This window comes from Amorphus suaedae, from assembly GCF_053629675.1.
This window is the reverse complement of sequence record NZ_JBRJIT010000001.1, coordinates 1,170,470-1,196,969: the sequence shown is the minus strand read 5'-3', so window position 1 is coordinate 1,196,969 and position 26,500 is coordinate 1,170,470. Positions and strand designations below refer to the sequence as shown.

Below are 26,500 nucleotides of genomic sequence, written 5' to 3'. Positions count from 1 at the left end.
CGTCAGAGCAGCTTGATGCGTCCGTCGGTCGCCGGTGCGAAGCGGGGCCGGCCCTTGAGATAGTCGGCCACCACGTTCACCAGCAGGTCGCCGTCGCGGGCATCGATGATGATCTCGGAGCTGCGCAGCGCCGAATAGCCGTCGCCGCCCCGGGCCAGGAAATCGTTCGTCGCCAGCTTGTAGAGCCGGCCGGGCTCGAGCGGTTCGCCGGCTATGGTGACCGCGGCTACCCGCGAGCCGGACGCGCGGGACAGATCCACCTCGATGTCCATGCCGGCGATCTGCGGAAAGCGCCCCGAGCCGCTGTCGACGAGGGAAAAGCCGTTCTCCAGCGCGCGCACGAGGTCGGTGCCGGTAATTTCGATCAGCACGACGGTGTTGGCGAACGGCAGCTCGGTCATCAGGTTGCGGCGCGTGAACGGCGTACCCGACGGATAGACCCGGTCGCCGCGGATGCTGCCGCCGTTGGTGATCGCGACGTCGGCGTCCGTCGCGGCCAGGAGCGCGTCGGCCACGATGTTGCCGAACGCGGATTCCCGGGTCCTGACGGTCGCGCGCCGGCTGTCGAGCTCCGCCTGCAGCGTGCAGATCGGCTCGTCCAGTGCCGCATCGAGGCTCGCCAGATAGGTCTGCACCTGCTCCGAGATGGCCGGGTCCGGTGCCAACGAGGCGGTGTCGACGATGCGGAACGACGGCTCCCAGGAGACGGTGCGGCTGCCGTTGCGCTCGCCCACGTCGAATGCCACGTCGACGATGGCGATCAGCTCGCCCTGTTCGCGCGATTCCACCAGCGCGGAGCGGCCGTCGTAGGTGACCGTCAGCACGTGGTCGTCGCCCGAGACCACCACATCGAAGGCGCCCGAGCGGGCGAGCAGAAGGTCGCGGGAAATGTTGTCGTGCACGACGGCCACGATGAACTCGGCTCCCTCGCTGCGCAGGAATCGGGCTTCTTCGAACGCGGTCTGGATGGTCGGGGAGAAGACGAGGTCGCCGGTGGTGGACACGATGCGCGCCCGGTCGCCGATGACGCCGAGGATGCCCACTTTGACGCCGGAGATCTCGCGGATCACGTGATCCTCGAACCCGCCGATCGGCGCGCCCTCGGGGTCGCGCAGGTTGGCGGCGAGCTTCGTCGCGTCGAGTGCGGCCATCCGCTCCAGGAAGACCTCCTTGCCGAAGTCGAACTCGTGATTGCCGGGCACGAAGACGTCGAGGCCGATCCGGTTCAGCAGATCGACCATGTGCGCGCCGCGGTCGATGCTCGACATGATCGACGGCGACAGCGCATCGCCGGCATGGACGACCAGGACGTCTTCTTTCGAGGCGCGTTCGCCCGCGATCACCGCGGCCACCCTGTCAAGGCCGCCGCGGCTGGTGTCGCTGGTCATCTGGTCGATGTCGTTGACGACGACGAGCGAAAAGCCTCCAGCAGGCTCGGCGACGGCAGGGATCGCGGCGGCGAGCAGGATTCCCGCCAGGCCCCAGCCCAGGCCGGTCCGCAAAATCGCCAACAGGCTCGACGTCCTCATGACTGTCCCCGATCGATCGCCGCCCGGTGCAAGTCCTGCAACAGTGCCACCGTTGGCCGCCGGACGCGAGCCGCAACGGCGCGGCTTGCGGGGACCGCGCCGATGGGCCACGGGGGCGGTCGCGGTGGACGGGTGGGCAAGATGCATTAGAACCGTCTACGGAAGATGACCGCGGTCTCCGCGCGGCCCCCAGACCTGTCGAGGCGTCATGAACGACCAGTCCGAATTCCGCCGTCCACACGTTGCGACCGTCCTGCCGGCCGATCATCCGCCGGTCCGCTTCGGTCGGGTCGGCGTCCTGATCGTCAATCTCGGCACGCCGGAGGCCACCGACTACTGGTCGATGCGCCGTTATCTGAAGGAGTTTCTCTCTGACCCGCGGGTCATCGAGGTGCCGCGGCTCGTCTGGTGGCCGATCCTCAACCTCATCATCCTGACGACGCGTCCGAAGAAGTCGGGCGAGGCCTACGAGGCGATCTGGAACCGCGAGCGCAACGAGTCGCCGCTGAAGACGACCACGCGGGCGCAGGCGGACCTCCTCGCCGAGGCCTTCGCCGGCACCGACGATCGGATCGTCGTCGACTGGGCCATGCGCTACGGCAAGCCGCCGATCGCGGAGCGTCTCGCGGCGCTCCAGGAGCAGGGCTGCGAGAAGATCCTCGTGGTGCCGCTCTATCCGCAGTACGCCGCATCGACCACGGCCACCGTCAACGACAAGGTCTTCGAGGCGTTCTCGAAGATGCGCTGGCAGCCGGCGCTGCGCACGGCGGCGCCGTGGCACGACGATCCGGTCTACATCGACGCGCTGGCGACCTCGCTCACCCGGCATCTCGAGAGCCTCGACTTCGAGCCGGAAGTGGTCCTTGCCTCGTTCCACGGGCTTCCGCAGTCGTATCTGCTCAAGGGCGACCCGTACCATTGTCACTGTCACAAGACGGCGCGCCTGCTGCGCGAGCGCCTGGGCTGGTCGGAGGATCGGCTCCGCATCACCTTCCAGTCGCGCTTCGGCAGCCAGCCCTGGCTGCAGCCCTACACCGACGAGACGGTGAAGGAACTCGCCCGCAACGGCGTGAAGCGCCTGGCGGTCGTGACGCCCGGTTTCGTCGCCGACTGCGTCGAGACGCTGGAGGAGATTGCCATCCAGAACGGCGAGTTCTTCCACGAGGCAGGCGGCGAAAAGTTCGCCGCGATCCCCTGCCTGAACGACAGCCCGGAGGGCATGCGGGTGCTGGAGACCGTGGTGGCACGCGAACTCCAGGGCTGGCTCTGAGGCTCACGGGTGACGCCGGGTGAGGGGCCGACCGGCGACCCGGTGGGCACGGGGATAATCCCTCATCCATGTTGCCAGTCTGGCCGCCAACCCCTACTTCGGATGCGCACGGAGGCGTTCCGTGCGTGGGGAGACAGCCGCCATGCCGATCTCGTTTGGGCCTGACATCGTTCTCGGCGTGCTCGCGCTCGTCGTGATCCTGGTCATCTTCGCCGGCGTGAAGACGGTGCCGCAGGGACAGCAGGTGACCGTCGAGCGGTTCGGCCGCTACACGCGCACCCTGACACCGGGGCTCAACTTCATCATCCCGTTCATCGATCGCATCGGGCGGCGGCTGAACATGATGGAGCAGGTTCTGGACGTGCCCTCCCAGGAGGTGATCACCCGGGACAACGCGACGGTGGTCGTGAACGGGGTGAACTTCTACCAGATCCTCGACGCGGCCCGCTCCGCCTACGAGGTCACCAATCTGGAGACCGCGATCCTCAACGTCACCATGACCAACATCCGCTCGGTGATGGGGTCGATGGATCTCGACGAGCTGCTGTCGAACCGCGACGAGATCAACATCCGGATCCTGCGGACGGTCGATGCGGCGGTGGAGCCCTGGGGCGTGAAGATCACGCGCATCGAGATCAAGGACATCGAACCGCCGCGCGATCTGGTCGAGGCGATGGGACGGCAGATGAAGGCCGAGCGCGAAAAGCGCGCGGCGATCCTGGTTGCCGAAGGCGAGCGGCAGTCGGCGGTGCTGAAGGCCGAAGGCGAGAAGCAGGCGCTGATCCTGTCGGCCGAGGGGCGGCGCGAGGCCGCGTTCCGCGACGCCGAGGCCCGCGAGCGTGAGGCGGATGCGGAAGCGCAGGCGACCCGCGTGGTGTCGGAGGCGATCGCCGCCGGCGATGTCCAGGCCATCAACTATTTCGTGGCCGACAAGTACGTGAAGGCGCTCGGGCAGTTCGCGCGCTCTCCGAACCAGAAGCTACTGCTGCTGCCGATGGAGACGAGTTCGATCCTGGGTGCGCTCACCGGCATCGGCGAGATCGCCAAGGAAGCGTTCGGCGATGACGCCCAGAAGCGGCGGCCGTCCGGCGCCGTTCCGGCAACCGGTCGACCCGTCGCACCGCGCGACCCGTCGGACCCGCCCACGTCATGATCGCATCGCTCTACGCCGCGATCGGTCCGTGGTCCTGGCTGATCCTCGGTCTCTGCCTGCTGGCGGCGGAGATCCTGGTGCCGGGGATCTTCTTTCTGTGGTTCGGACTGGCCGCGATCGCCGTCGGGGTTCTCGCCATCGGCGTGTCGATCGCCTGGCAGTTGCAGATCGTGCTCTTTCTCGCGGCGTCCTGCCTGGCCGTCCTGATCGGACGGCTTCTGACGCGGCGCGGCGACAAGCCGACGGACGAAGCCTTTCTCAACCGCCGGGCCGAACGCTTCGTCGGCCGGACCTTCATCATCGACGAGGCGATCGTCAACGGCGAGGGCAAGCTGAAGCACGGCGACACGATCTGGAACGTTGCCGGTCCCGATGCCGCGGCGGGATCCCGTGTCGAGGTGACGGGCGTCGATGGGCCGCGGCTGCTGGTCCGGCCCGTTCCCCCGGCCGTCTAGGCGCTGACGGGCAGGACGGAAGTCGCTTCTACAGCCTTAGTCTTCGAGATCGGCCGTCTCGGCGACGGCCGGATAGGGCGGCCTGGCAATCGCCAGATGCGCCTGGCGCAGCGCCGTCGACCACTGTTCCCTGAGGTTGTGGAAGTAGGGTTCGTCCGCCTCGATGCGCATGTTGCGCTCCGCCCTCAGCGCATCGCGCTGGACGGTGAGGATGTCGATGGGCAGGCCGACCCCGAGGTTCGAGCGCATCGTCGAATCCATCGAGATGAGGCTGAGCTTGAGCGCGTCGAGCAGCTCGGTTTCGTACGTTACCGCACGGTCGAGGATGGGCTTACCGTACTTGTGCTCGCCGATCTGCAGATAGGGGGTGTCCTCGGTCGTCTCGATGAAGTTGCCGGCCTGATAGATCATGAATAGCCGCAGCCGCCCGTCGCCGATCTGTCCGCCGAGCAGGATCGAGACGTCGAAGCCCGAGGCGCTCAGTTCCAGCGACGGCCCGTCGATCATCCGGACCTTGCGCACCGCGTCCCCGACGAACTGCGCCGTCTTGAACATCGACGGCATGTCCATGATCGTCTGGACCTGCCCGGTTTCCGGATCCTCCAGACCCTCCGAGAGAAAGCTCAGGACGGCCTGGGTGACCGCCAGGTTACCGGCCGCGGCGAGTGCCACGATCCGGTCGCCCGGGTTCTCGAAGACGTGGAGCTTGCGATAGGTGGCAATGTTGTCGAGGCCCGCGTTCGTTCGCGTGTCCGCGATCATCACGAGGCCACCGCGCACCAGAATTCCGCAACAATACGTCATGTTCCAAGTCCCAGATCCGGCCTTACGGGTGCCCACTCTATCATCGGGATCCGATTCGGAACCGTGGGCATTCCGGATAAGGGTCGCGGACGCCGACACGCATCCGAATGCGCGTGTCCTTGCCGTTCGGGGTGGCCACGGTCAGCCCGGGAGGGACCACCGCGGCCAACGGCGATCGGCATGTTTGTGCGGCGCTGCGAAGCAATCAAGTGGGCTTTTTACGTACGTGGCAAAGCTCACATGATTCCGCCGGGGCCGCTCAGCGATTTGACGCTCACATTGACGTTGAGCGTCTCGGTCAGGCCGCCGTATCGCGTCCCGCGAACAGGAGCCGCGCCGAGATAGTCCAGCCCCGTCGCCACCCGCACGTGGGCCTCCGTCGCGGCAATTCCGTGGGCGGGATCGAAGCCGACCCATCCGAGGTCCGGAACGTAGGCCTCGACCCAGGCATGGCCAGCATCCTGCTCGACCAATCCGTCGGTGCGGCACAGGTATCCGCCGACGTAGCGGCTGGAATAGCCGAGGCTGCGGGCGGCGGCGAGGAAGACGTGCGCCAGATCCTGGCAGACGCCGTGGCCTTCCTCGAAGGCGGTGCTGGCGGGCGTCGTGACGCTCGTCGCGCTGGTGTCGAAGCGGATCTTCTCGTGCACCGCATGATTGAGCCCGTGCAGGACGTCCAGCGGCGTGCCGTCGCCGGCCGCCGCCAGGTCCTGTGCGAATTCCTTGATCGCCGCCGTCGGCTCGGTGAGCGGCGTCTCGCGCAGATAGAGCCCCCGCGGCAGCCGGTCGATCGCGCCGTTGATCACGCCATGCGTCTCTTCCGTCTCGACCTCGCCGGCTGCGGTCACGGTGAGCTCCTCGATCGGACCCTCAGCCGTGAAGGTGTGGACGATGTTGCCGAACGGATCCTCGCTCTTCTGCAGGCGGGCGTCACTGGAAACGTCGATCCGCCAGTCGGAGACGAACAGCCCGGCATGGCCGCGCGGGGTCAGGCGAAGGACCTGGATGACCAGGTTCGCCGGCACCTCGTAGCGGTAGAAGGTCTCGTGGCTGATTCGAATTCGCATCTTGCGCCGGCCTCAGGTCAGATACTGGTCGGCGATGGCGGCGCCCAGGCGGTTGTTGTCCGCGATGATGGAGAGAAGGAACTCGTGGAGACCCTCGGAAAAGACCGTATCGATGTCGGTATTCTGAAGCCTCGCGAACGTTCCCCGCGCCAGCCGCTGGCTGGGACCGGGCTGCCCGTAGTCACGGGCAAGCTCGTCCAGGAAGCGGGTCACGTTCTCGCAGCAGCTTGAAAGCGACCGGGGCATCTCGCGCCGGAGAATCAGCAGGTCGGCCACGAGCCAGGGCCGAAGGTTCTGGCGGTAGACCCAGTGATAGGCGGTGAGCGCGGAGACGGAGCGCAGGATCGACGACCACTGGAAGTAGTCGAGGCTGCCGCCGACCCGCTCGCCCTCCGGCAGCAGCAGGTGATACTTCACGTCGAGGATCCGCGCCGTGGCGTCGGCCCGCTCGATGAAGCTGCCCAGCCGCATGAAATAGTAGGCGTCGTTGCGCAGCATCGTGCGATAGGCGCTGCCGTCGAAGCGCAGCGACGCTTCCTTGACGAAGCCAAGGAGCTCGTTGAGCCGCGGCCGGGTCAGTCCCTCCGAGCGGAACTGCTTCATCTCCAGCCAAGCGCTGTTGATGGAGTCCCACATCTCGGCCGTCAGCGCGGTGCGCACGGCGCGCGCGTTGGAGCGCGCGATCTCGATGCAATTGCGGATGCTGGAGGGGTTCGCCGGCGAAAACGCCAGGAAATCGATGACCGCGTGGTGGCTTTCGTCGTCCCCGTAGAGCTCCTTGAAGAGGTCCAGTCCTCCGGTCGCGGCAACGGCCGACGTCCATTCGTTGGAGCTCCCTCCATACCCGGCGGGCAGCGACGAGAGGCGCGCCGCCGCATCCAGGATGCGGGCGGTGTTCTCGGCGCGCTCGACGTAGCGTGCAAGCCAGAAGAGAGTGTCTGCGGTGCGTGCAAGTAGCATGTTTGCCGTGCTCGTTCCTGTCAGCTCTGGCTCTGGCTTTGGCTTTGCGACCGGGTCTGGTCGTTGATCTCCGGCTCCTTGGACGTCACCTCGGCGGTGCTCGAGGGCGTGCCGTGGGGCGAATCCGCGGATGTCGGATCGTCCAGCACCCAGGTGTCCTTGGTGCCGCCGCCCTGGCTCGAGTTGACCACCAGGGATCCTTCGCGCAGCGCGACGCGCGTCAGCCCGCCGGGGACAATGCGCACCTGGTCGGCGCCGGTCAGAACGAACGGCCTCAGGTCGACGTGGCGGGGCGCGACACCGGTCCCGACGAACGTCGGACAGGTCGACAGCGCCAGCGTCGGCTGGGCGATGAAGTCTTCGGGCTTGGCCTTCAGCTTGGCCCGGAAGATCTCGATCGTCTCCTTGTCGGCGGTCGGACCGACCAGCATGCCGTAGCCGCCGGATCCGGACACTTCCTTGACCACCAGCTCCGGCAGGTGATCGAGGACATAGGAGAGCGCTTCCGGCTCGCGACAGCGCCAGGTCGGCACGTTCTTCAGGATCGGCTCCTCGCCGAGATAGAAGCGCACGATGTCCGGCATGTAGGTGTAGATCGCCTTGTCGTCGGCGACGCCGGTGCCGACGGCGTTGGCGAGCGTCACGTTTCCGGCCCGGTAGGCGCTCATCAGGCCCGGAACGCCCAGCGCGGAATCCGGACGGAAGGCGAGGGGGTCCAGGAACTCGTCGTCGAGACGCCGGTAGATGACGTCGACGCGGCGAGGGCCCTGGGTGGTGCGCATGTAGACGATGGAGTCGCGCACGTAGAGGTCGCGCCCTTCCACCAGTTCGACGCCGAGGCGGTCGGCCAGGAAGGAATGCTCGTAATAGGCGCTGTTGTACTGGCCGGGCGTCAGCAGCACGACCGTGGGTTCGCCAGGGGCGGATTCCGGCGCAAGCGACTGCAGCGTCAGCAGCAATTCGTCAGGGTAGTTCTCGACCGGCGCGATGCGATGCTCCGAGAACAGGTCCGGGAACAGGCGCATCATCACCTCCCGGTTCTCCAGCATGTAGGAGACGCCGGACGGCGTGCGCGCATTGTCCTCGAGCACGTAGAAGGTTTCCGCGTCGACCCGGACGATGTCGATCCCGGAGATCGGGACGTAGACCGATCGCGGCACCTTGATGCCGATCATTTCGGGCCGGAAATAGGGGTTCTGGTAGATGAGATCGGCTGGGACGATGCCCGCCTTGATGATCGCGGCAGGGCCGTAGATGTCGGCCAGGAAGGCGTTGAGCCCCCGCACGCGCTGGGTCAGTCCCTGCGACAGCCGCTGCCACTCTCCCGTGGTGAGCACGCGCGGCACGACGTCGAACGGGATGATCCGTTCTTCGGCCTCGGCCTGCCCGTAGACGGAGAAGGTAATTCCGATCCGTCGGAAGAGAAGCTCGGCTTCCTGGGATCGGTGTCGCAGGCTTTCGAGGTCGTTGTTGTCCAGCCAGGCCTTGACCAGTTCATAGGCCGGCCGGCATCCGTCGCCGGCAATCGTCATCTCGTCGAAGGGGATCGCCATGCAGTCTCCGAGCCGAAAATACGTGCGTCGATTAAATCCGTCGGCTTCCTCGAACGCAACCCGTCTGGTGAAAGTGTATGCAGGATCCTCTTTGGGTCCAGTCAGCCTAAAACTTAGGCAATGGGGCGGCGCGTGGCCTTCTCAGTCCAGAAGTCGCAGCGCCCGGAAGCTGGCATGGCCCTGCCGTCCGACGATGATGTGATCATGGATGGTGATGCCGAGCGGCGCCGCACTGTCGACGATCTGGCGGGTCATCTGGATGTCGGCGCGCGACGGCGTCGGATCGCCCGACGGGTGGTTGTGCACCAGGATGATCGCGCTCGCGGACAGCTCCAGCGCGCGCTTGACGATCTCGCGCGGATAGACCGGGGTGTGGTCCACCGTGCCGGTCTGCTGCACCTCGTCGGCGATGAGCGCGTTCTTCTTGTCGAGAAACAGGATGCGGAACTGCTCGCGATCGGAGAACGCCATTGCCGCGCGGCAGTAGTCCAGCACCTCGTTCCAGGACGACAGCACCGGCTTGCGTGTCACCCTGCCGCGCGCGAAGCGCTGGATCGCCGCGTGGACGATCTTCAGGTCCTGGACGACGCCGGGGCCGACCCCTTCCACCTCGAGCAGGCGGGGCGTCGGGGCGGAGAGGACATCGGCGAACGAGCCGAACCGACCGATCAGCCGCTTGGCGATCGGCTTGGTGTCGCGCCGCGGGATCGAGCGGAACAGCAGCAGTTCGAGGAGTTCGTAATCCGCGAGGCCTTCGGCGCCCGCCTGCTCGAACCGATCACGAAGACGCTGCCGGTGACCATCGCTGCCGATGCCGCGGCTCGCGTCGGAAAACCCAGCGGCCTCTTCCGGCATCGTGTCCTCGACCGTGCTGGATCAGGATGACGCCGGATCGCAATCCGGCGTCCCGACCTTGATCGACAAGTGGAGGGCGAGAGCAGAGCATCGCTCAGCCAGGGGAAGGGCGATAACCGAGACGTCAGTCCCGACGCCTCCTGGCCGCTTCAGCTGCCCTGCCGCTCGCATCGCTTCTTCCCCGCCCTAGGTGCGCGCCGTCAGCGTCGGGTCGTAGCCGCCGGGCGACAGGGTGAAGATCTCCCGGCCGGTCTCCGTCACCCCGATGCTGTGCTCGTACTGCGCCGACAGGGAGCGATCGCGCGTGACGGCGGTCCAGCCATCCGACAGAACCTTCACATGCGGCCGTCCCAGATTGACCATGGGCTCGATGGTGAAGATCATGCCCGGCTGGAGGGCAATGCCCTCGCCGGGGCGTCCGTAATGCAGGATGTTCGGCGTGTCGTGGAAGATCTGCCCGACGCCATGGCCGCAGAAGTCGCGCACCACCGAGCAGCGCTCGCTTTCGACGTAGGCCTGGATCGCCGCGCCGATGTCGCCGGTGGTCGCCCCCGGTCTGACCGCGTCGATCCCGTGCAGCAGCGCCTGGTAGGTGACCTCCAGCAGGCGTTCCGAAGCGCGCTTGATGGTGCCCACGGCATACATACGGCTCGAGTCGCCGTACCAGCCGTCCACGATGTAGGTGACGTCGATGTTGACGATGTCCCCCTCGCGCAGCGGCTTCGCCGACGGAATGCCGTGGCAGACCACATGATTGATCGAGGTGCACGTCGACTTGCGGTAGCCGCGATAATAGAGCGTGGCCGGAATTGCGTCGTGCTTCATCCCGAAATCGTAGACGAACGCGTCGATTTCGTCGGTGGTGATGCCCGGCTTGACGATCTCGTTCAGCCTGTCCAGGCATTCGGCCGTGACCTGGCTCGCCTTGCGCATCCCCGCAAAGCCCTCCTCGTCGTAGAGGCGGATCTGGCCGGTGTTCCTGAGCGGTGCCTGCGCGGCATCGACATATTCGATCATTCAAGGCTCCGTGGATCGGTTCCTTCGAAGAGAAGGCTGTTGGGCGATACATAGCAGTTGTCGTCGGCAATTTCAGCGTCCGCAATTTAGGCGTGTCACCTTGCGTGTCTCCGCCCATGGGTGGGTCAGAGCGGACCCGCCCCGCGGATCTCGTCCGTGAAGGCAATGCGGTCGGCGATGCGGACGGCGTCGTGGGTCACGGTGCATCGGTACACATAGGCCTCGACGCCGGCCCGCCGCGCTTCTTCGAAGGCGCGCGCGTAGGCGGGGTCGATGTCGGAGGCAAAAGCGAACCGGTCGCAATCGCCCCGTTGCACGACATAGAGCATGACCGCGCGATGTCCGGCGCCTGCCACCTCCGCCAGTTCCGCCAGATGCCGGGCGCCGCGTACCGTCACGCTGTCGGGAAACTCGGCGAGGCCAGGCTGGCGCATCAGGTGGACGTTTTTGATCTCGACATAGCAGGGCGGACGTCCGTCGCCTTCCAGCAGGAGGTCGATGCGGCTCGCCTTGCCGTAGCGCACTTCGCGGCGTGCGGTGGCGTAGCCGGCCAGCTCGGGAATGGTCCGGTCGGCGAGCGCCTGCGCAACGATGCGGTTCGGATGCGTGGTGTTGATGCCCACCAGCGTCCCGTCGGCATGGATGAGCTCCAGCGTGTGCGGAAGCTTCCGCTTCGGGTTTGCGGACAATGACAGCCAGACAGCGCTTCCCGGCGCATCGAGGCCCGTCATGGCGCCGGGGTTCGGGCAATGCACGGTCACGGTCGATCCGTCCGGCAGGACGACGTCGGCGAGAAAGCGCTTGTAGCGGCGGATCAGCGTCGCCTGCACCAGGGGCTGGGGGAGTTTCATGTCGGACTGCGGCCAGGGAGGGGATGGCGGGACGCGTACGGCGCGGTGGACATCTCTATACCGCCTGCGCCCTCCGGGGCCAGCCGCTGGGCCGGGGCGATTGCCCGAGACCGATGAGCTTCTCGCGATTGCGCGCAAGGGCGCCGGGGGCATACCCCGAGTTCAGCTCTTTCCGTCCGGATTCACCCCGACGGGCGCCATGCGTGTTCTGGCGACGCCTCGGCACATCGCAGGCGGCTAGACGGGGGAGGTGGCGGCCGGGTCGGCCCGTCGCGCAGTGACGAGGAGCGGGTGGCGAAGACGGGGGAAGGCATTCGAGGCTTGGGGCCGGGCCGTCCACCGAAGGCGTGCAGACAAAAAAAGAGCAAGGCTTTCGCCTTGCTTCTTTAGTTCCGCGTCCGTCCCTCCGAGCGCTTCAGCCGACATTCGTCGACCGTGCGCGGCAGCAGCGTGGTACTGCGCCAGAGGGTCTTCCTCCCAAGACTCAGACCGCGAAGCCTTTGACACCGATACAATCGCCGGTGCCGTTGCTTTATGTGAAGACCTTATCAACTCCGCGAGCCGCTGTCATCATTTTGTGCAATTGCCGCCCAACTTTTTTGCTTAGGGGCTTAATAGGTGGCGCTCATTTGCGCGTCCTGTGGCGTTTGGCCACGGGTTTCCGCGCTTTCCGGTCACGTCTTCGCCAGAGCGCGCTGTCAGCCGTTGCTGCCGGTCCATAGGCACTTGTCATTTGCGGCCGGTACAGGTTCACTCCGCGCACCCGACGCTGCGCCCCCCATGAAAGACCCGCTCTCCATGCGCCTCTCTCGCTATTTTCTGCCGATTTTGAAGGAAACGCCGAAAGAGGCGGAGATCGTCTCGCACCGGCTGATGCTGCGTGCGGGCATGATTCGTCAGCAATCCGCCGGGATCTATTCCTGGCTGCCGTTCGGCTATGCCGTCCTGCGCAAGATCGAGCAGATCGTGCGCGAGGAGCAGAACCGCGCAGGGGCCCAGGAAGTGCTGATGCCGACGATCCAGTCGGCGGACCTTTGGATGGAGTCGGGCCGCTACAACGACTACGGCCAGGAGATGCTGCGCATCCAGGACCGCCACGAGCGCCAGATGCTCTTCGGGCCGACCAACGAGGAGATGATCACCGACATCTTCCGCAGCTACGTGCGCAGCTACCGCGAGCTGCCGCTCAATCTCTACCACATCCAGTGGAAGTTCCGGGACGAGGTGCGCCCCCGGTTCGGCGTGATGCGCGGCCGCGAGTTCCTGATGAAGGACGCGTACTCCTTCGACATCGACCAGGAAGGCGCCCGCAAGGCCTACAACCGGATGTTCGTGGCCTACCTCCGCACGTTCCGGCGGATGGGGCTGACGGCGATCCCGATGCGGGCCGAGACGGGACCGATCGGCGGCGACCTCTCGCACGAGTTCATCATCCTCGCCTCGACCGGCGAAAGCGCGGTCTATTGCGACAAGGACCTGCTGGACCTGCCGATCCCCGGCGAGGACACGGATTTCGCCGGCGACCTGACCCCGATCGTGGATGAGTGGACCGGCAAGTACGCCGCGACCGACGACATGCACGACGAGGCCGCGTTCGCCGAGATCCCCGAAGAGCGCCAGGTGGCCGCCCGGGGCATCGAGATCGGCCACATCTTCTACTTCGGCACGAAATATTCCGAGCCCATGGGCGCGAAGGTCGCCGGTCCCGACGGGGTCGAGCGTCCGGTTCACATGGGGTCCTACGGCGTGGGCGTGTCGCGGCTCGTGGGTGCGGTCATCGAGGCCAGCCACGACGATGCCGGCATCGTCTGGCCGGACGCGCTGAGCCCTTTCAACATCGGTCTCATCAATCTGAAGCCGGGCGATCATGACACCGACCTCGCGTGCGAGGGGCTCTATCAGCGGCTGACCGCCGCCGGAGCCACGATCCTCTACGACGATGTCGACCAGCGCGCCGGCGCCAAGTTCGCCGCGATGGACCTGATCGGGCTGCCCTGGCAGCTGATCGTCGGTCCGCGTGGGCTCGCCAACAACGAGGTCGAGGTGAAGCGGCGGGCGACCGGCGAGCGCGAGACGCTGTCGCTCGATGCCGCGGTCAACCGCCTCGTCGAGGCGTGCTGTGGCTGACCAGTCCGCCAAGCCGGCTCCTCTCGACACAAGCGGCAGCGTCGGGCCCTTCTCGTCGCTGGAGTGGCTGATCGCCGGGCGCTACCTGCGCTCGCGGCGCCGCGACGCGTTCATTTCGGTGATCGCCAGCTTCTCCTTTCTGGGAATCCTGCTGGGCGTCGCGACCCTGATCATCGTGATGGCCGTGATGAACGGCTTCCGCAACGAGCTTTTCACCAAGATCCTCGGGGTGAACGGTCATTTCCTGGTCCAGCCGATCGGCAGCGACCTGACCGATTACCTGCCGGTGGGCCAGCGGATCGACGGCGTGAACGGCGTTCGCCTGGCGATGCCGTATGTGGAGGGCCAGGCGCTGGTGTCCGGTCCGGGCAACGCGACGGGCGCGCTCGTGCGGGGCGTGTCGCCGGCCGACTTCAAGCGCCTCGATCTGGTGTCCGGCAACATCCTGCAGGGCGATCTGTCCGGCTACGACGAGAACCACGGCGTGGTCATAGGCTCGCGGCTCGCGGCCACCCTCGGCGTGACGGTGGGCGACTCCATCCAGATCCTGACGCCGAAGGGGACGGTCACGCCGTTCGGCGTCACGCCGCGAAGCCAGAGCTATCCGGTCGACGCGATCTTCGAGATCGGCATGTCGGAGTACGACAGCTCGATCATCTACATGCCGCTGGAGGAGGCGCAGGCCTTCTTCAACATGGAAGGCAAGGTCTCGGCCATCGAGGTGTTCGTCGACGACCCAGACGCGGTCGATGCCCTCCGACAACCGATCATCGACGCCGCCGAGCGGCAGGTCTACCTGATCGACTGGCGGCAGCGGAACACCACCTTCTTCTCCGCGCTCGAGGTCGAGCGGAACGTCATGTTCCTCATCCTCACCCTGATCGTGCTGGTGGCCGTCCTGAACATCATTTCGGGGCTCACCATGCTGGTGAAGGACAAGTCGCGCGACATTGCCATCATGCGCACCATGGGGGCGACGCGCGGAACCGTGCTCCGGGTGTTCATCCTCGCAGGGCTCTCGATCGGCACGATCGGCACGCTCGCCGGGCTCGGGCTCGGAACGCTGGTGTGCCTGAACATCGAGGAAATCCGCCAGGCGATCTCCTGGGTGACCCGGACCGAGCTGTTCTCCCCGGAACTCTACTTCCTGAGCCAGCTTCCGGCCGACATGGACACGGGGGAGACGATGTCGGTCGTCGTGATGGCGCTGGTTCTGTCGTTCCTGGCGACGCTCTATCCCGCCTGGAAGGCCGCGGCGGTGGATCCGGTCGAGGGATTGCGCAGCGAATGACCGACACGGCAGCCACTACCGTTCCGGCGCTGGCGCTGGCCGGCGTCGAACGCAGCTACCGCGAAGGCGAGGGGCGTCTCACAGTCCTGCGCGGCATCGATCTGGTCCTTCAGCCGGGCGAACTCGTGGCGCTGGTCGCCCCGTCCGGCGCCGGCAAGTCGACACTGCTCCATATCGCGGCGCTCCTCGAGCGCGCCGATGGCGGCACGGTCTCCATCGGCGGGGTGGACACCACCGGGCTCGGCGATGGCGCGCGGACGGATCTGCGGCGGTCGTCGATCGGGATGATCTACCAGTTCCATCACCTGCTTCCGGACTTCACCGCGCTGGAGAACGTGACCCTGCCGATGCGGCTCGCCGGTGCCGGCAAGCGCGAGGCGGAGGCGGCCGCGATGGCGCTGCTCGAAGAGCTGGGCGTGGCGCCCCGCGCCAGCCATCGTCCTGGCGAACTGTCTGGTGGCGAGCGGCAGCGGGTGGCGATCGCGCGCGCGGTGGCAAACCGCCCGGCGGTGCTTCTCGCCGACGAGCCGACGGGCAACCTAGATCCGGCCACAGCCGAGCACGTCTTTGCCGCCTTCGTGCGGTTGGCCCGCTCCACCGGACTGGCCGCGCTCGTCGCGACCCACAATCACGAACTGGCCGCACGCATGGATCGTCGGGTCACGCTCGTCGACGGCCGCTGCGAACCGATGTGAGTGCATGTCATAGGTTTCTCGCATGTGCGTGCCTATGAGAACATTCAAGCAACAAATTCTTAACGATGGCGGCGATGCTGGCGCGAAGCACGCTTGACGAGTGGAACGAAGGAGGAACATAGTCACCCCAGAACAAAGGCGGAACGGCAGCGCGCATCGAGCGAGCGGGTTCCCCACAACGGAGGTGATCATGGTCCGCTTCTTCTACGATCTCGCCACGCTCGTTGCTCTCGCGCTGTTCGGTGCCACCATGCTCGTTTGGCTCAACGCGCTGTCCCAGTTCGCCTGACCTGGATTCCTCTTCAGGCAGGGCCGCGCCTCGCGCGTCCCTGCGCCGCTGACCCGATGGGGTGAGCAGCAGCAGCCGTCAGCCTCGGTTCCCGATGATCGTCTGTGGACCGGCGGTCGCCAGTGTCGACGCCGGTCCGTTTGACGGGCACACTCCCGCCCGGCGCGTTCCCATCGCAAAGTTGCCGGGCCATTTGGCCGGTTTCTGCGGGATACGCGCCGAATCGCCCGGCGGGGACAGACGGTTCGTTCGAGCCTCGGCCGCACGGGTGCGGCAGGGCACGAGGATACATGAGCGCAACCGACGCCGGCCCCGGCTTCGTTCATCTGCGGGTGCATTCCGCGTTTTCGCTTCTCGAAGGCGCCTTGCACATCAAGGACCTGGTGAAGCTCGCCAAGGCCGACAAGCAGCCGGCCGTTGCCGTCACGGATTCGGGCAATCTGTTCGGGGCGCTGGAATTCTCCGAAAAGGCCGTCGGCGACGGCATCCAGCCGATCGTCGGCTGTCAGGTCGCGGTGGCCTTTGCCGAAGAAGAGAACGCGCGCCGGCAGACCGATGCGACGATGCCGACGCTGGTGCTCATCGCGGCGACGGCCGAGGGCTACGCCAACCTGGTCAAGCTGGTCAGCCGGTCGCACCTCGATCCGGTCCCCGGCACCCGGCCGCATGTACCCGCCGACGCGCTCGCCGAGCATGCGGGCGGGCTGATCTGCCTCTCGGGTGGCGTCGCCGGCCCGGTCGGCCAGGCGATCGTGCGTGGCTCCGAAGCGCTTGCGCAGCGCCGGTTCGACTGGCTGGCCCAGACGTTCGGCGACCGCTTCTATTGCGAGCTGCAGCGCCACAACCTGCCCGACGAGGCTCTCTGCGAACCGATCTTCATCGACTTCGCCTATGCCGCCGGGGTGCCGCTGGTCGCCACCAACGAGGTCTTCTATCCGGCGCGCGACGACTTCGAGGCCCATGATGCCCTGATCTGCATCGCCGAGGGCCGTCGCCTCAACGAGGACGACCGGCGCCGCTTGACGCCGGAGCATTACTTCAAGAGCCGCAAGGAGATGGCCGAGCTGTTCGCCGACCTGCCCGAGGCCCTTGCCTCGACGGTCGAGATCGCGCGGCGCTGTCATCACCGGCCCCTAAAGCACAAGCCGATCCTGCCGCGCTTCGCCACCGGCGACGACGTCGACGCCGCCGAGGCGGAGGCCGCGGAGGCCATCGCGCTCAAGGAACAGGCGGAGGCCGGGCTCGTCGCCCGTCTGGCCGCCCACGGGCCGGCGCCGGGCATGACCGAGGAGGACTACACCAAGCGGCTCGCCTACGAGCTCGACGTCATCGTGTCGATGCGCTTCCCCGGCTACTTCCTGATCGTTGCGGACTTCATCCAGTGGGGGAAGGCGCAGGACATTCCGGTGGGACCGGGGCGCGGTTCCGGCGCAGGCTCGCTGGTCGCCTATGCGCTTACCATCACCGATCTCGATCCGCTCCGCTTCGGGCTGCTGTTCGAGCGCTTCCTCAATCCCGAACGCGTGTCGATGCCTGACTTCGACATCGACTTCTGCCAGGACCGGCGCGAGGAGGTCATCTCCTACGTCCAGTCGAAGTACGGCCACGACCAGGTCGGGCAGATCATCACCTTCGGATCGCTGCAGGCCCGCGCGGTGCTGCGCGACGTCGGGCGCGTGCTCGAGCTGCCCTACGGCCAGGTCGACAAGCTCTGCAAGCTGGTGCCCAACAATCCCGCGAACCCGGTCACCCTGAAGGAGGCCGTGGACGGCGAACCCAAGCTGCAGGAGGCGCGGGACGAGGAGCCAATCATCGCGACCCTTCTCCGGATCGGGATGAAGCTGGAGGGCCTTTACCGCCACGCGTCGACCCATGCGGCCGGCATCGTCATCGGCGACCGCCGGCTCGACGAGCTGGTGCCGATGTATCGCGATCCGCGCTCGGACATGCCCGTCACCCAGTTCAACATGAAATGGGTCGAGCAGGCGGGGCTGGTGAAGTTCGACTTCCTGGGCCTGAAGACGCTGACAGTCATCGACCAGGCCGTGAAGCTGATCGCTCAGCGCGACATCCACATTGACCTGGAAGGGTTGCCGCTGGACGACGCTCCCACCTACGAGATGCTGGCGCGCGGCGAGACGGTCGGCGTGTTCCAGCTGGAAAGCGCCGGCATGCGGAAGGCGCTGATCGGCATGCGCCCCGACCGTTTCGAGGACCTGATCGCCATCGTGGCGCTCTACCGGCCGGGTCCGATGGACAACATCCCCAGCTACAACCGGCGCAAGCACGGCGAGGAGATCCCGGACTACCTGCATCCCATCCTGGAGCCGATCCTGAAGGAGACCTACGGGATCATCATCTACCAGGAGCAGGTGATGCAGATCGCCCAGGTCCTGTCCGGCTACTCGCTCGGCGACGCCGACCTTCTGCGTCGCGCCATGGGCAAGAAGATCAAGGCCGAGATGGACGTGCAGCGCGAGCGGTTCGTCGATGGCGCGGTGGCGCAGGGCGTCAAGAAGTCCGATGCGTCGACGATCTTCGATCTGGTCGCAAAGTTCGCCAACTACGGCTTCAATAAGTCCCACGCCGCGGCCTACGCGCTGGTCGCCTACCAGACGGCCTGGCTGAAGGCGAACTACCCGGTCGAGTTCATGGCCGCGTCGATGACCCTCGACATGGGCAACACCGACAAGCTGTCGGACTTCCGCCGCGAGGCGATGCGGCTGGAAATCCCCGTGCTGCCGCCGTCGGTGAACCAGTCCGACGCCATGTTCTCGGTCGACAACGGCTCCATCGTCTACGCGCTGAACGCCATCAAGGGCGTCGGCCGCCCGCTTGTCGAGCACGTCGTGTCGCTGCGCCGGGAGCGCCCGTTCCGCGACATCACCGACTTCGCCCACCGAATCAATCCGCGCGTCGCCAACAAGCGCGGCCTGGAATGCCTGGTCGCCGCCGGCGCCTTCGACAAGCTCGAGCGCAACCGCGCCCGGCTGATGGAGGGTCTCGACCGGGTGCTGGGCATCGCCCACCGCAACGCCGACGGCATCGCCTCGGGACAGAACGATTTCTTCGGCGGCGAGCCGCAGCCGGTCGAGCTGCCCGACATCCTGAATTGGGCGCCGGCGGAGACGCTGCAGCGCGAGTACGCCGCTATCGGCTTCTACCTCTCCGCCCATCCCCTCGACGACTATCGCCAGGTCCTGGAGCGCATGCGCGTGCAGATGTGGTCGAGCTTCGTGGAGGCGGTGAAGCGGGGCGCCACGGCGGGCCGCCTCGTCGGCACCGTCACCCAGCGCCAGGAGCGGCGCACCAAGTCCGGCAACCGGATGGGCATCGTGCGGATGTCCGATCCGACCGGCCAGTACGAGGCGGTCATCTTCTCCGACGGCCTCGCCCAGTTCCGCGACCTTCTCGAGCCCGGCCAGTCGGTGATCCTGATGGTGCACGCGGAAGAGCGGGAGGAGGGGGTCTCCGCCCGCATCCAGTCGGTCGAACCGCTCGACGAGGCGGCGCTCCGCCTCAAGCGCTCGCTGCGGGTGTTCCTGCGCGATGCCGGCCCGATCGAGAGCCTGTCGCGCCACCTCCCCAAAAAGGGCGATGCGGACGTCTCGATCGTGCTCTTGGTCGACGGCGGCAAGCAGGAAGTCGAGGTGAAGCTCCCCGGCCGCTACCAGGTGACACCGCCGGTCGCCAGCGCGCTCAAGCAGCTTCCGGGCGTCGTTCAGGTCGAGTTCGCCTGACCGTCCGGGCCCGTAGGCGCCGGAACGGCTTGCAGAACCGGGTTCGAGGCCGTATATCGCGCCTATTCCACACGCGGGGATAACCACAGGGCGCCCACACAGGCGTCGTGAGGATCCGGTGTCGCTCGGCTAGATCCGCCGGCGGCATACCCCGCGGAGGCCAAACCGGATCGACGAGGAGTGGCAAGCCATGGCTCTGCCCAATTTCACTATGCGTCAGCTCCTGGAAGCAGGCGTTCACTTCGGCCACCAGACCCACCGCTGGAACCCGAAAATGGGCCCGTACATCTTCGGCGCCCGCAACAACATTCACATCATTGACCTTGCGCAGACCGTGCCCCTGCTCGACCAGGCGCTGAAGGCGGTGTCCGACACCGTCGCCGGCGGCGGACGCGTGCTGATGGTCGGCACCAAGCGTGCGGCGCAGGAATCGGTTGCCGAATCGGCGCGCCGCTCGGCCCAGTATTTCGTGAACGCCCGCTGGCTCGGCGGGATGCTCACCAACTGGAAGACCATCTCGGTCTCGATCCAGCGGCTGCGCAAGCTCGAGGACACGGTCGCCAACGACCCGCACGGCCTCACCAAGAAGGAACGCCTGTTCCTCGACCGTGAGCGCGAGAAGCTCGAGCGCAACCTCGGCGGCATCAAGGACATGGGCGGCGTTCCCGACCTCGTGTTCGTGATCGACACCAACCGCGAGGCGATCGCGGTGCAGGAAGCCCGTCGTCTCGGCATCCCGGTTGCGGCGATCGTCGATTCCAACTGCGATCCCGACGGCATCACCTACCCGGTGCCGGGCAACGACGACGCCGCCCGTGCGGTCACGCTGTACTGCGACCTCATCGCCCGCGCGGCCATCGACGGCCTGTCGCGTGCCCAGGGTTCGGTCGGTGCGGATCTCGGCGCCCAGGAAGCTCCGTACGAGGAGACCGACCTGGAAACGCCGACCGATACCGGCCCCGAGGAAGTCGCGGTCGAGGATCTGACGCAGGCGGCTCCGGCCGAAGCGGCGGCCCCGGAAGCGGCTCCCGCCGAGGAAGCCGCCAAGTCCTGAGGTTCTCATCGACCCGCGGATTGGCGCGGTCGAGCGGAATGGACTCCATGCCCGGATCGCCGGGCATGGACCGAGGCTCCCGGACATCGGATCCGGGCGCGTCGGACGGCCATCGGAACATCACTTCGAGACGGGGCGCGGCGCGATCCGCGCCCTGACCAAACGACTACCTTCACCGCGGCGATCGGTTCTCGACTTCCGGGCACCGATCGCGCATTTAGATCGCGCCCGCGACAGCCGGACGATGTCTGGCCGGGCCAACCGTTGGTGAGCCGACGGTGCGGCCCGACTGCGACGGCAGCGACCAGTAACAACTCAAGCGAGGACAGTGATGAGCATTTCAGCTCAGCAGGTCAAAGAGCTCCGCGAGAAGACCGGCGCAGGCATGATGGACTGCAAGCGGGCGCTGACCGAAACCGAAGGCGACATGGAAGTCGCCATCGACTGGCTGCGCAAGAAGGGCCTCTCGAAGGCCGCCAAGAAGGCTGACCGCGTCGCTGCGGAAGGTCTGATCGGTGCCGCGCAGGGCGACAAGGCCGCCGCGCTCGTCGAGGTCAACTCCGAGACCGACTTCGTGGCGCGCAACGAGCAGTTCCAGAAGATCGTGTCGGCGGTCGCCGCCGAGGCGCTGGCCAGCGCCGGCGACCGCGACGCGCTGCTCAATGCCGCCTTCCCGGGAACCGGCCGCACGGTCGGCGACGAGATCACCGAGGCGATCGCGACGATCGGCGAGAACATGGCGCTGCGTCGCGTCGCCGTTCTCTCGGTCTCCGAGGGCGTCGTGGCGACCTACATGCACAACGCCGTGGCCGACGGTCTCGGCAAGCTCGGCGTGATGGTCGCGCTGGAGTCCGCCGGCAAGGCCGATGTGCTCAACGACCTCGGTCGCAAGATCGCCATGCACGTCGCCGCCGTGAACCCGCTCGGCGTCACGCCGGACGAGATCGATCCGGCCGTGATCGAGCGCGAGCGCTCGGTCTACTCCGACCAAGCGCGCCAGTCGGGCAAGCCGGAGAACATCATCGAGAAGATGGTCGAAGGCCGTCTGCGCAAGTTCTACGAGGAAGTCGCGCTTCTGAAGCAGGCCTTCGTCGTGGATCCGGACAAGACCGTCGAACAGGCGGTCGAGGCCGCCGCGGCGGAAGCCGGAGCGCCCATCAAGCTGGTGGCGTTCGTTCGCTTCGCCCTCGGCGAGGGGATCGAGAGGGAAACCTCCGACTTCGCGGCCGAGGTTGCGGCTGCGGCCGGCAACTGATCGACCAAATCGCGCCCGGGACCAACGTCCCGGGCGTTTTCTTGTCTGCCGTGCGAGGTGCGCGGGTCGGATGATCGTTCCGGCTGCATCGTATGAGGGGCCCTCGGCTCCCTTCCGCGCATCGGCTAAAGTGTCGAACGGCCGTGCGCGGGCGTTTCCATCTCGGGGCAAGATGCTCTAGAGAGTTCGACCGACCATCGTTTCCGCCCGTCGGTCGGTTCGATCCGACTGCTTCAACTCAGACAGGCCAATCCCCATGCCCACCGACCTCCGCTGGCGCCGCGTCCTCCTGAAACTGTCCGGCGAGGCGCTGACGGGTGCGGAAGGCTTCGGCATCGCACCGGCAACGGTGGGGCGCATCGCCGACGAGATCGGTGAAGTCGTCGCGCTCGGGGGCCAGGTGGGCGTCGTGGTCGGTGGCGGCAACTTCGTTCGCGGCGCACAGATTTCGGCGACCGGCATCGACCGGGTCAGCGCCGACCACATGGGCATGCTCGCGACCGTCATGAACGCCCTTGCGCTCAATGCGGCGCTGTCGGCGCGCGGCGTGCCGGCGCGGGTGATGTCGGCGCTTCCGGTCCCGACCGTCTGCGAGACCTTTACGCAGCGCGTGGCGCTCGCCCACTTCCAGGCCGGCCGGGTCGTCCTGTTCGCCGGCGGCACCGGCAACCCGTTTTTCACGACCGATACCGGGGCGGTGCTCCGCGCCACCGAAATGGGCTGCGACGTCGTGCTCAAGGGCACGCAGGTCGACGGGGTCTACAGTGCGGACCCGAAGACCGATCCGACCGCCACGCGCTATGAGCAGCTGACGCATCAGGAAGTGCTGTCGCGCGGGCTTTCCGTGATGGACGCGACCGCGATCGCCCTTGCTCGCGATAACCGGATTCCGGTAATCGTGTTTTCCATCGGAGCGCCTGGAGAATTCGTTGCCGTGGCTCGGGGCGCTGGCCGCTCGACGCTGGTGACGGTGGACGAGGGGGCCGAAGCCTGATGGCGCGGCCCCTCCAGCATCCAAGCCGATAAGAGGATAGAATGGCTAAGACCGCGTTGGATATGGACGATCTGAAACGCCGCATGCAGGGCGCGCTCAGCTCCCTGAAGCACGATCTTGCCGGCTTGCGGACGGGTCGGGCGTCAAGCTCCATGCTCGATCCGGTGACCGTCGAGATCTATGGCAGCAGGATGCCGCTCAACCAGGTGGCCACGATCACCGTTCCGGAATCGCGGATGATCTCGGTCCAGGTCTGGGATCGGTCGTCTGCTCCGGCCGTCGAACGGGCCATCCGCGAATCCTCTCTCGGGCTCAACCCGGTGGTCGAGGGCGCGATGATGCGCATTCCGATTCCGGAGCTCAACGCCGAGCGGCGCGCCGAGCTGGTCAAGGTCGCGCACAAGTACGCGGAGCAGGCCAAGATCGCCGTGCGCCATGTGCGCCGCGACGGCATGGAAGACCTCAAGGTCCTGGAGAAGGACGGCGAGATCAGCCAGGATGATAGCCGGTCCATGTCCGACGCCGTGCAGAAGTTGACCGACGCCACCGTCGCCGAGATCGACGAGATCCTGAGCCAGAAAGAACAGGAAATCACGCAGGTCTAGGCGCAGCCCTGACTTGTGCCCGTCAGCCAGCGAGGCCGCATTGATGTCCGTCCTTGGAGACGTGTCGGCACGCCCGCTTCCCACGGCAGGCGATCCGCGCATTCCGGCTCATGTTGCCATCATCATGGATGGCAACGGCCGGTGGGCGAAGGCGCACGGCCTTCCGCGCGCGGCCGGCCATCGCAAGGGCGTGGAATCGCTGCGGCGGACGGTGCGGCATGCCGCCAAGCTCGGGGTCGACTACCTGACCGTCTTCAGCTTCTCGTCGGAGAACTGGTCTCGTCCGGCGCAGGAGGTGGCCAGCCTCATCGGGCTCCTCCGCCGCTTCATCGAGCAGGATCTGATCGAGCTCCACGCGGCCAACGTGCGCGTTCGTCCCATCGGCCGCAGGGACGATCTGTCTGCGGAAATCAACGCGCTGCTGCGGAAGGCCGAGGACACCACCCGTGCCAACACCGGGCTGACGCTGCTGGTGGCGTTCAACTACGGCGGCCGCGACGAGATCGTGCGCGCCTGTCAGTCGCTTGCCGAGGCGGTGAAGGCCGGTGAGATCAGCCCTGCCGACATCGACGAGGACATGCTCGCCTCGCGCCTCGACACCGCCGGCATCCCGGATCCGGACCTGATCATCCGCACGAGCGGCGAGAACCGCCTGTCGAACTTCACGATGTGGCAGGCCGCCTATTCCGAGTTCGTCTTCGTGCCCCAGCACTGGCCGGATTTCGACGAAGCGGCACTGGAGGCCGCGCTTCAGGAATTCTACAGCCGTGACCGTCGGTTCGGGGGAATCGCCGCCGGTATGACCGGCGGGTAAAGATGAAAGCCCCTGTGGCGAACAAACCGCAATCAGGACCCAGCCGAAACGCCGACCTGATGCAGCGCACTGTGTCGGCAATCGTCCTCGGCCCCGCAGCACTCGTGCTCGCATGGATCGGCGGAGCCACGTTCCTCGTGGCCGTGGCCGCGCTCGGGCTTGTCGTCGTGGTGGAGTGGTTCCGGATGGTCGATGTGCCGATCCGGACCCTGTCGTTCGGCTTCGCCGCATGCGGCCTCGTCGCCGCATGCCTCGCGATGTACGTCGCGGGCGCCGTGCCGGCGATCGGCGTTCTGGCGCTGGCCATGGTCCTGTCTTCCGCGACGGTCTCGAAGACTGCAGGCTCCCGTCCACCCGTAAAGGGCGCGCGCGGCTGGATCGCGGGCGGGATCGCCTACACCGGCCTCGGTACGCTGGCGTTCATCGGCCTGCGCGCCGAAGCCCATGGCCTGGCTGCTGTCCTGGTCGTCTTCCTTGTCGCCTGGTCCACCGACGTCTTCGCCTACTTCGTCGGCCGCAGCCTGGGCGGTCCGAAGCTGTGGCCGCAGGTTTCCCCGAAGAAGACGTGGTCCGGAACGCTGGGCGGGCTCGTCGCCGGCTGCATCGCGGGCGCGCTGGTGTTCGTCTGGCTGGGCGATCCCGTGGTCGTTGCGACGATCGTCGTCGCACTGGTGCTCTCGATCGTGGCGGTCCTCGGCGACCTTCTGGAATCGGCCGCGAAGCGGAAGTTCGGGATCAAGGACGCCGGCAAGCTCATTCCCGGCCACGGTGGCCTGATGGACCGGGTCGACGGTCTCCTGGCCGCGGGCATGGTGGCGGTGGTGCTGGGATTTGCCGCCGGCAACGGCCATGACATCGCGGGCGGACTGCTGGCGGCGATGGGAGCCCTCGGATGACAACGCCGGACGGCCGTCCCCTGCGGGTCGTTGTCCTCGGTGCGACCGGGTCCATCGGCCTTGCGGCCCTGGATCTGATCGGACGCGAGCGGGATCGATTCCAGGTCGTCGGCCTGGCCGCCAATCGCAACGCCGCGGCCCTCGCCGATCTCGCTCGTCTTCACAAGGCACCGCGCGCCGTCGTGGCCGATCCTTCCGCCGGCGCGGCGCTCGCCGACGCGTTGGCGGGCTCCGGCATCGACACCGCGGCGGGGGAGGCGGCCGTCGTCGAGCTTGCCGAGGTGCCGGCCGACATCGTGATTGCCGCGATTTCGGGGGCCGCCGGTCTTGCCCCGACGGTGGCGGCGATCCGGACCGGCACGCGCGTCGCCATCGCCAACAAGGAGTGCCTCGTCACCGCCGGAACGCTGGTGATGGACGAGGCGCGACGCGCGGGGGCAACGATCCTGCCCGTCGATTCCGAACACAACGCCATCTTCCAGGTGTTCGAGGATCACGCGTCCTCCGCCGTGGAGGAGGTGATCCTCACCGCCTCCGGTGGCCCGTTCCGCACCTGGACCCGGGAGCAGATGGCCGCGGCCGGGCCCGAACAGGCGCTGAAACATCCGAACTGGTCTATGGGCGCGAAGATCACCATCGATTCCGCAACGATGATGAACAAGGGCCTCGAACTCATCGAGGCGTTCCATCTCTTTCCCATCACCCACGACCAGCTGTCGGTCGTGGTGCATCCGCAGTCGATCATCCACGGGATGGTCCGCTATTCGGACGGATCCTGCCTCGCGCAGCTCGGGATGCCGGACATGCGCACCCCGATCGCTAACTGCCTCAACTGGCCCTCGCGCGCGGCCACGCCGGTGGAGCGACTCGACCTCGCCAGGATCGGCAGCCTCACGTTCGAGGCACCGGATCTCGAGCGCTTCGAATGCCTCGGGCTGGCGATGGCGGCGATGCGTCGCGGAAACGGGGCCCCGACGCTGCTCAATGCGGCGAACGAAGTGGCCGTAGCGGCGTTCCTGGACAAGCGTATCGGCTTCCCGGACATCGCTGCGACCGTCGAGAGGGTTCTCAACACGGCCGAGCGTGACCATATGGTGTCTGAGCCGGCTTCCCTTGATGATGTCGCGGCCCTCGATTCCTACGGGCGTCGGGTGGGGCTTGATGCCGCCCGTTCACGCGAGGCGCGCCGCGGCTGATCGTGGGTGCCAGCGGTTGCCACGCAAGGC

The 26,500-nt window shown here is 66.8% G+C and carries 22 protein-coding genes; 14 read left to right on the top strand and 8 right to left on the bottom strand.

The genetic code is table 11. The features are described 5' to 3' along the window. Nucleotides 1-2: 2 nt before the first annotated feature. Entirely contained in the window at nt 3-1,511 is a 1,509-nt protein-coding gene (locus tag AB7M35_RS05335; protein WP_453957837.1) for a bifunctional metallophosphatase/5'-nucleotidase, read from the bottom strand. A 226-nt stretch (nt 1,512-1,737) separates the two neighbouring features. Between AB7M35_RS05335 and hemH the strand changes: the two genes are divergently transcribed. The 3 genes from hemH to AB7M35_RS05320 all read left to right on the top strand — a co-directional run bounded on the left by hemH (nt 1,738) and on the right by AB7M35_RS05320 (nt 4,407). Then, nucleotides 1,738-2,799, top strand: a complete 1,062-nt coding sequence (gene hemH / locus AB7M35_RS05330) for a ferrochelatase (protein ID WP_453957835.1) — start codon at nt 1,738-1,740, stop codon at nt 2,797-2,799. Nucleotides 2,800-2,941: 142 nt separating this feature from the next. Then, nucleotides 2,942-3,952 (top strand): SPFH domain-containing protein, encoded by a 1,011-nt coding sequence (locus tag AB7M35_RS05325; protein ID WP_453957832.1) that lies wholly within the window; start codon nt 2,942-2,944, stop codon nt 3,950-3,952. After that, nucleotides 3,949-4,407, top strand: a complete 459-nt coding sequence (locus AB7M35_RS05320; protein ID WP_453957830.1) for an NfeD family protein — start codon at nt 3,949-3,951, stop codon at nt 4,405-4,407. The genes AB7M35_RS05325 and AB7M35_RS05320 overlap by 4 nt, the downstream gene beginning before the upstream one ends. Before the next feature lie 36 nt (nt 4,408-4,443). Here AB7M35_RS05320 and AB7M35_RS05315 read toward each other — a convergent pair whose 3' ends face one another. From AB7M35_RS05315 to sfsA, 7 genes are all read right to left on the bottom strand, one after another. Next, a complete protein-coding gene (locus tag AB7M35_RS05315; protein WP_453957827.1) occupies nt 4,444-5,211 on the bottom strand; it encodes a peptidase in 768 nt (255 codons plus the stop codon). Nucleotides 5,212-5,447: 236 nt separating this feature from the next. After that, on the bottom strand, nt 5,448-6,278 hold the full coding sequence (locus AB7M35_RS05310) for a transglutaminase family protein (protein ID WP_453957826.1): 831 nt from the start codon (nt 6,276-6,278) through the stop codon (nt 5,448-5,450). A gap of 12 nt (nt 6,279-6,290) precedes the next feature. Then, nucleotides 6,291-7,238 (bottom strand): alpha-E domain-containing protein, encoded by a 948-nt coding sequence (locus tag AB7M35_RS05305; RefSeq protein WP_453957823.1) that lies wholly within the window; start codon nt 7,236-7,238, stop codon nt 6,291-6,293. A 20-nt stretch (nt 7,239-7,258) separates the two neighbouring features. Continuing rightward, the gene (locus AB7M35_RS05300; RefSeq protein ID WP_453957820.1) at nt 7,259-8,791 is read right to left on the bottom strand and encodes a circularly permuted type 2 ATP-grasp protein; all 1,533 of its coding nucleotides are present in this window, start codon (nt 8,789-8,791) and stop codon (nt 7,259-7,261) included. 141 nt (nt 8,792-8,932) lie between these two features. Then, nucleotides 8,933-9,646 carry a RadC family protein gene (gene radC, locus AB7M35_RS05295; protein ID WP_453957818.1) on the bottom strand — a complete coding sequence of 238 codons (714 nt, stop codon included), beginning with the start codon at nt 9,644-9,646 and terminating at the stop codon, nt 8,933-8,935. A gap of 186 nt (nt 9,647-9,832) precedes the next feature. Further along, complete coding sequence (gene map / locus AB7M35_RS05290; protein WP_453957816.1) at nt 9,833-10,663, bottom strand: type I methionyl aminopeptidase; 831 nt, start codon at nt 10,661-10,663, stop codon at nt 9,833-9,835. 125 nt (nt 10,664-10,788) lie between these two features. Next, the gene (gene sfsA / locus AB7M35_RS05285) at nt 10,789-11,514 is read right to left on the bottom strand and encodes a DNA/RNA nuclease SfsA (protein WP_453957815.1); all 726 of its coding nucleotides are present in this window, start codon (nt 11,512-11,514) and stop codon (nt 10,789-10,791) included. Between the two features lie 798 nt (nt 11,515-12,312). Between sfsA and proS the strand changes: the two genes are divergently transcribed. The 11 genes from proS (at nt 12,313) to dxr (ending at nt 26,470) form a co-directional block, all read left to right on the top strand. Next, entirely contained in the window at nt 12,313-13,641 is a 1,329-nt protein-coding gene (proS, locus tag AB7M35_RS05280) for a proline--tRNA ligase (protein WP_453960615.1), read from the top strand. Further along, nucleotides 13,601-14,932, top strand: coding sequence for a lipoprotein-releasing ABC transporter permease subunit (locus AB7M35_RS05275; RefSeq protein ID WP_453957813.1), 1,332 nt, complete (start codon nt 13,601-13,603; stop codon nt 14,930-14,932). The genes proS and AB7M35_RS05275 overlap by 41 nt, the downstream gene beginning before the upstream one ends. Continuing rightward, entirely contained in the window at nt 14,929-15,627 is a 699-nt protein-coding gene (locus tag AB7M35_RS05270; protein ID WP_453957811.1) for an ABC transporter ATP-binding protein, read from the top strand. Before AB7M35_RS05275 ends, AB7M35_RS05270 begins: the two co-directional genes overlap by 4 nt. Before the next feature lie 579 nt (nt 15,628-16,206). Then, nucleotides 16,207-19,656: a DNA polymerase III subunit alpha gene (gene dnaE / locus AB7M35_RS05265; protein ID WP_453957809.1), complete on the top strand. Its 3,450-nt coding sequence runs from the start codon at nt 16,207-16,209 to the stop codon at nt 19,654-19,656. Between the two features lie 190 nt (nt 19,657-19,846). Then, the gene (gene rpsB / locus AB7M35_RS05260) at nt 19,847-20,710 is read left to right on the top strand and encodes a 30S ribosomal protein S2 (protein ID WP_453957807.1); all 864 of its coding nucleotides are present in this window, start codon (nt 19,847-19,849) and stop codon (nt 20,708-20,710) included. Nucleotides 20,711-21,041: 331 nt separating this feature from the next. Beyond that, nucleotides 21,042-21,965: a translation elongation factor Ts gene (gene tsf, locus AB7M35_RS05255; protein ID WP_453957804.1), complete on the top strand. Its 924-nt coding sequence runs from the start codon at nt 21,042-21,044 to the stop codon at nt 21,963-21,965. 256 nt (nt 21,966-22,221) lie between these two features. Then, nucleotides 22,222-22,959, top strand: coding sequence for a UMP kinase (pyrH, locus tag AB7M35_RS05250; RefSeq protein WP_453957802.1), 738 nt, complete (start codon nt 22,222-22,224; stop codon nt 22,957-22,959). A 41-nt stretch (nt 22,960-23,000) separates the two neighbouring features. Beyond that, complete coding sequence (gene frr, locus AB7M35_RS05245; protein ID WP_453957801.1) at nt 23,001-23,564, top strand: ribosome recycling factor; 564 nt, start codon at nt 23,001-23,003, stop codon at nt 23,562-23,564. 43 nt (nt 23,565-23,607) lie between these two features. Beyond that, nucleotides 23,608-24,378, top strand: coding sequence for an isoprenyl transferase (locus AB7M35_RS05240; protein WP_453957798.1), 771 nt, complete (start codon nt 23,608-23,610; stop codon nt 24,376-24,378). Between the two features lie 59 nt (nt 24,379-24,437). Next, nucleotides 24,438-25,274: a phosphatidate cytidylyltransferase gene (locus AB7M35_RS05235; RefSeq protein WP_453957796.1), complete on the top strand. Its 837-nt coding sequence runs from the start codon at nt 24,438-24,440 to the stop codon at nt 25,272-25,274. After that, the gene (gene dxr / locus AB7M35_RS05230; protein ID WP_453957795.1) at nt 25,271-26,470 is read left to right on the top strand and encodes a 1-deoxy-D-xylulose-5-phosphate reductoisomerase; all 1,200 of its coding nucleotides are present in this window, start codon (nt 25,271-25,273) and stop codon (nt 26,468-26,470) included. The genes AB7M35_RS05235 and dxr overlap by 4 nt, the downstream gene beginning before the upstream one ends. The last annotated feature ends 30 nt before the right edge of the window (nt 26,471-26,500 follow it).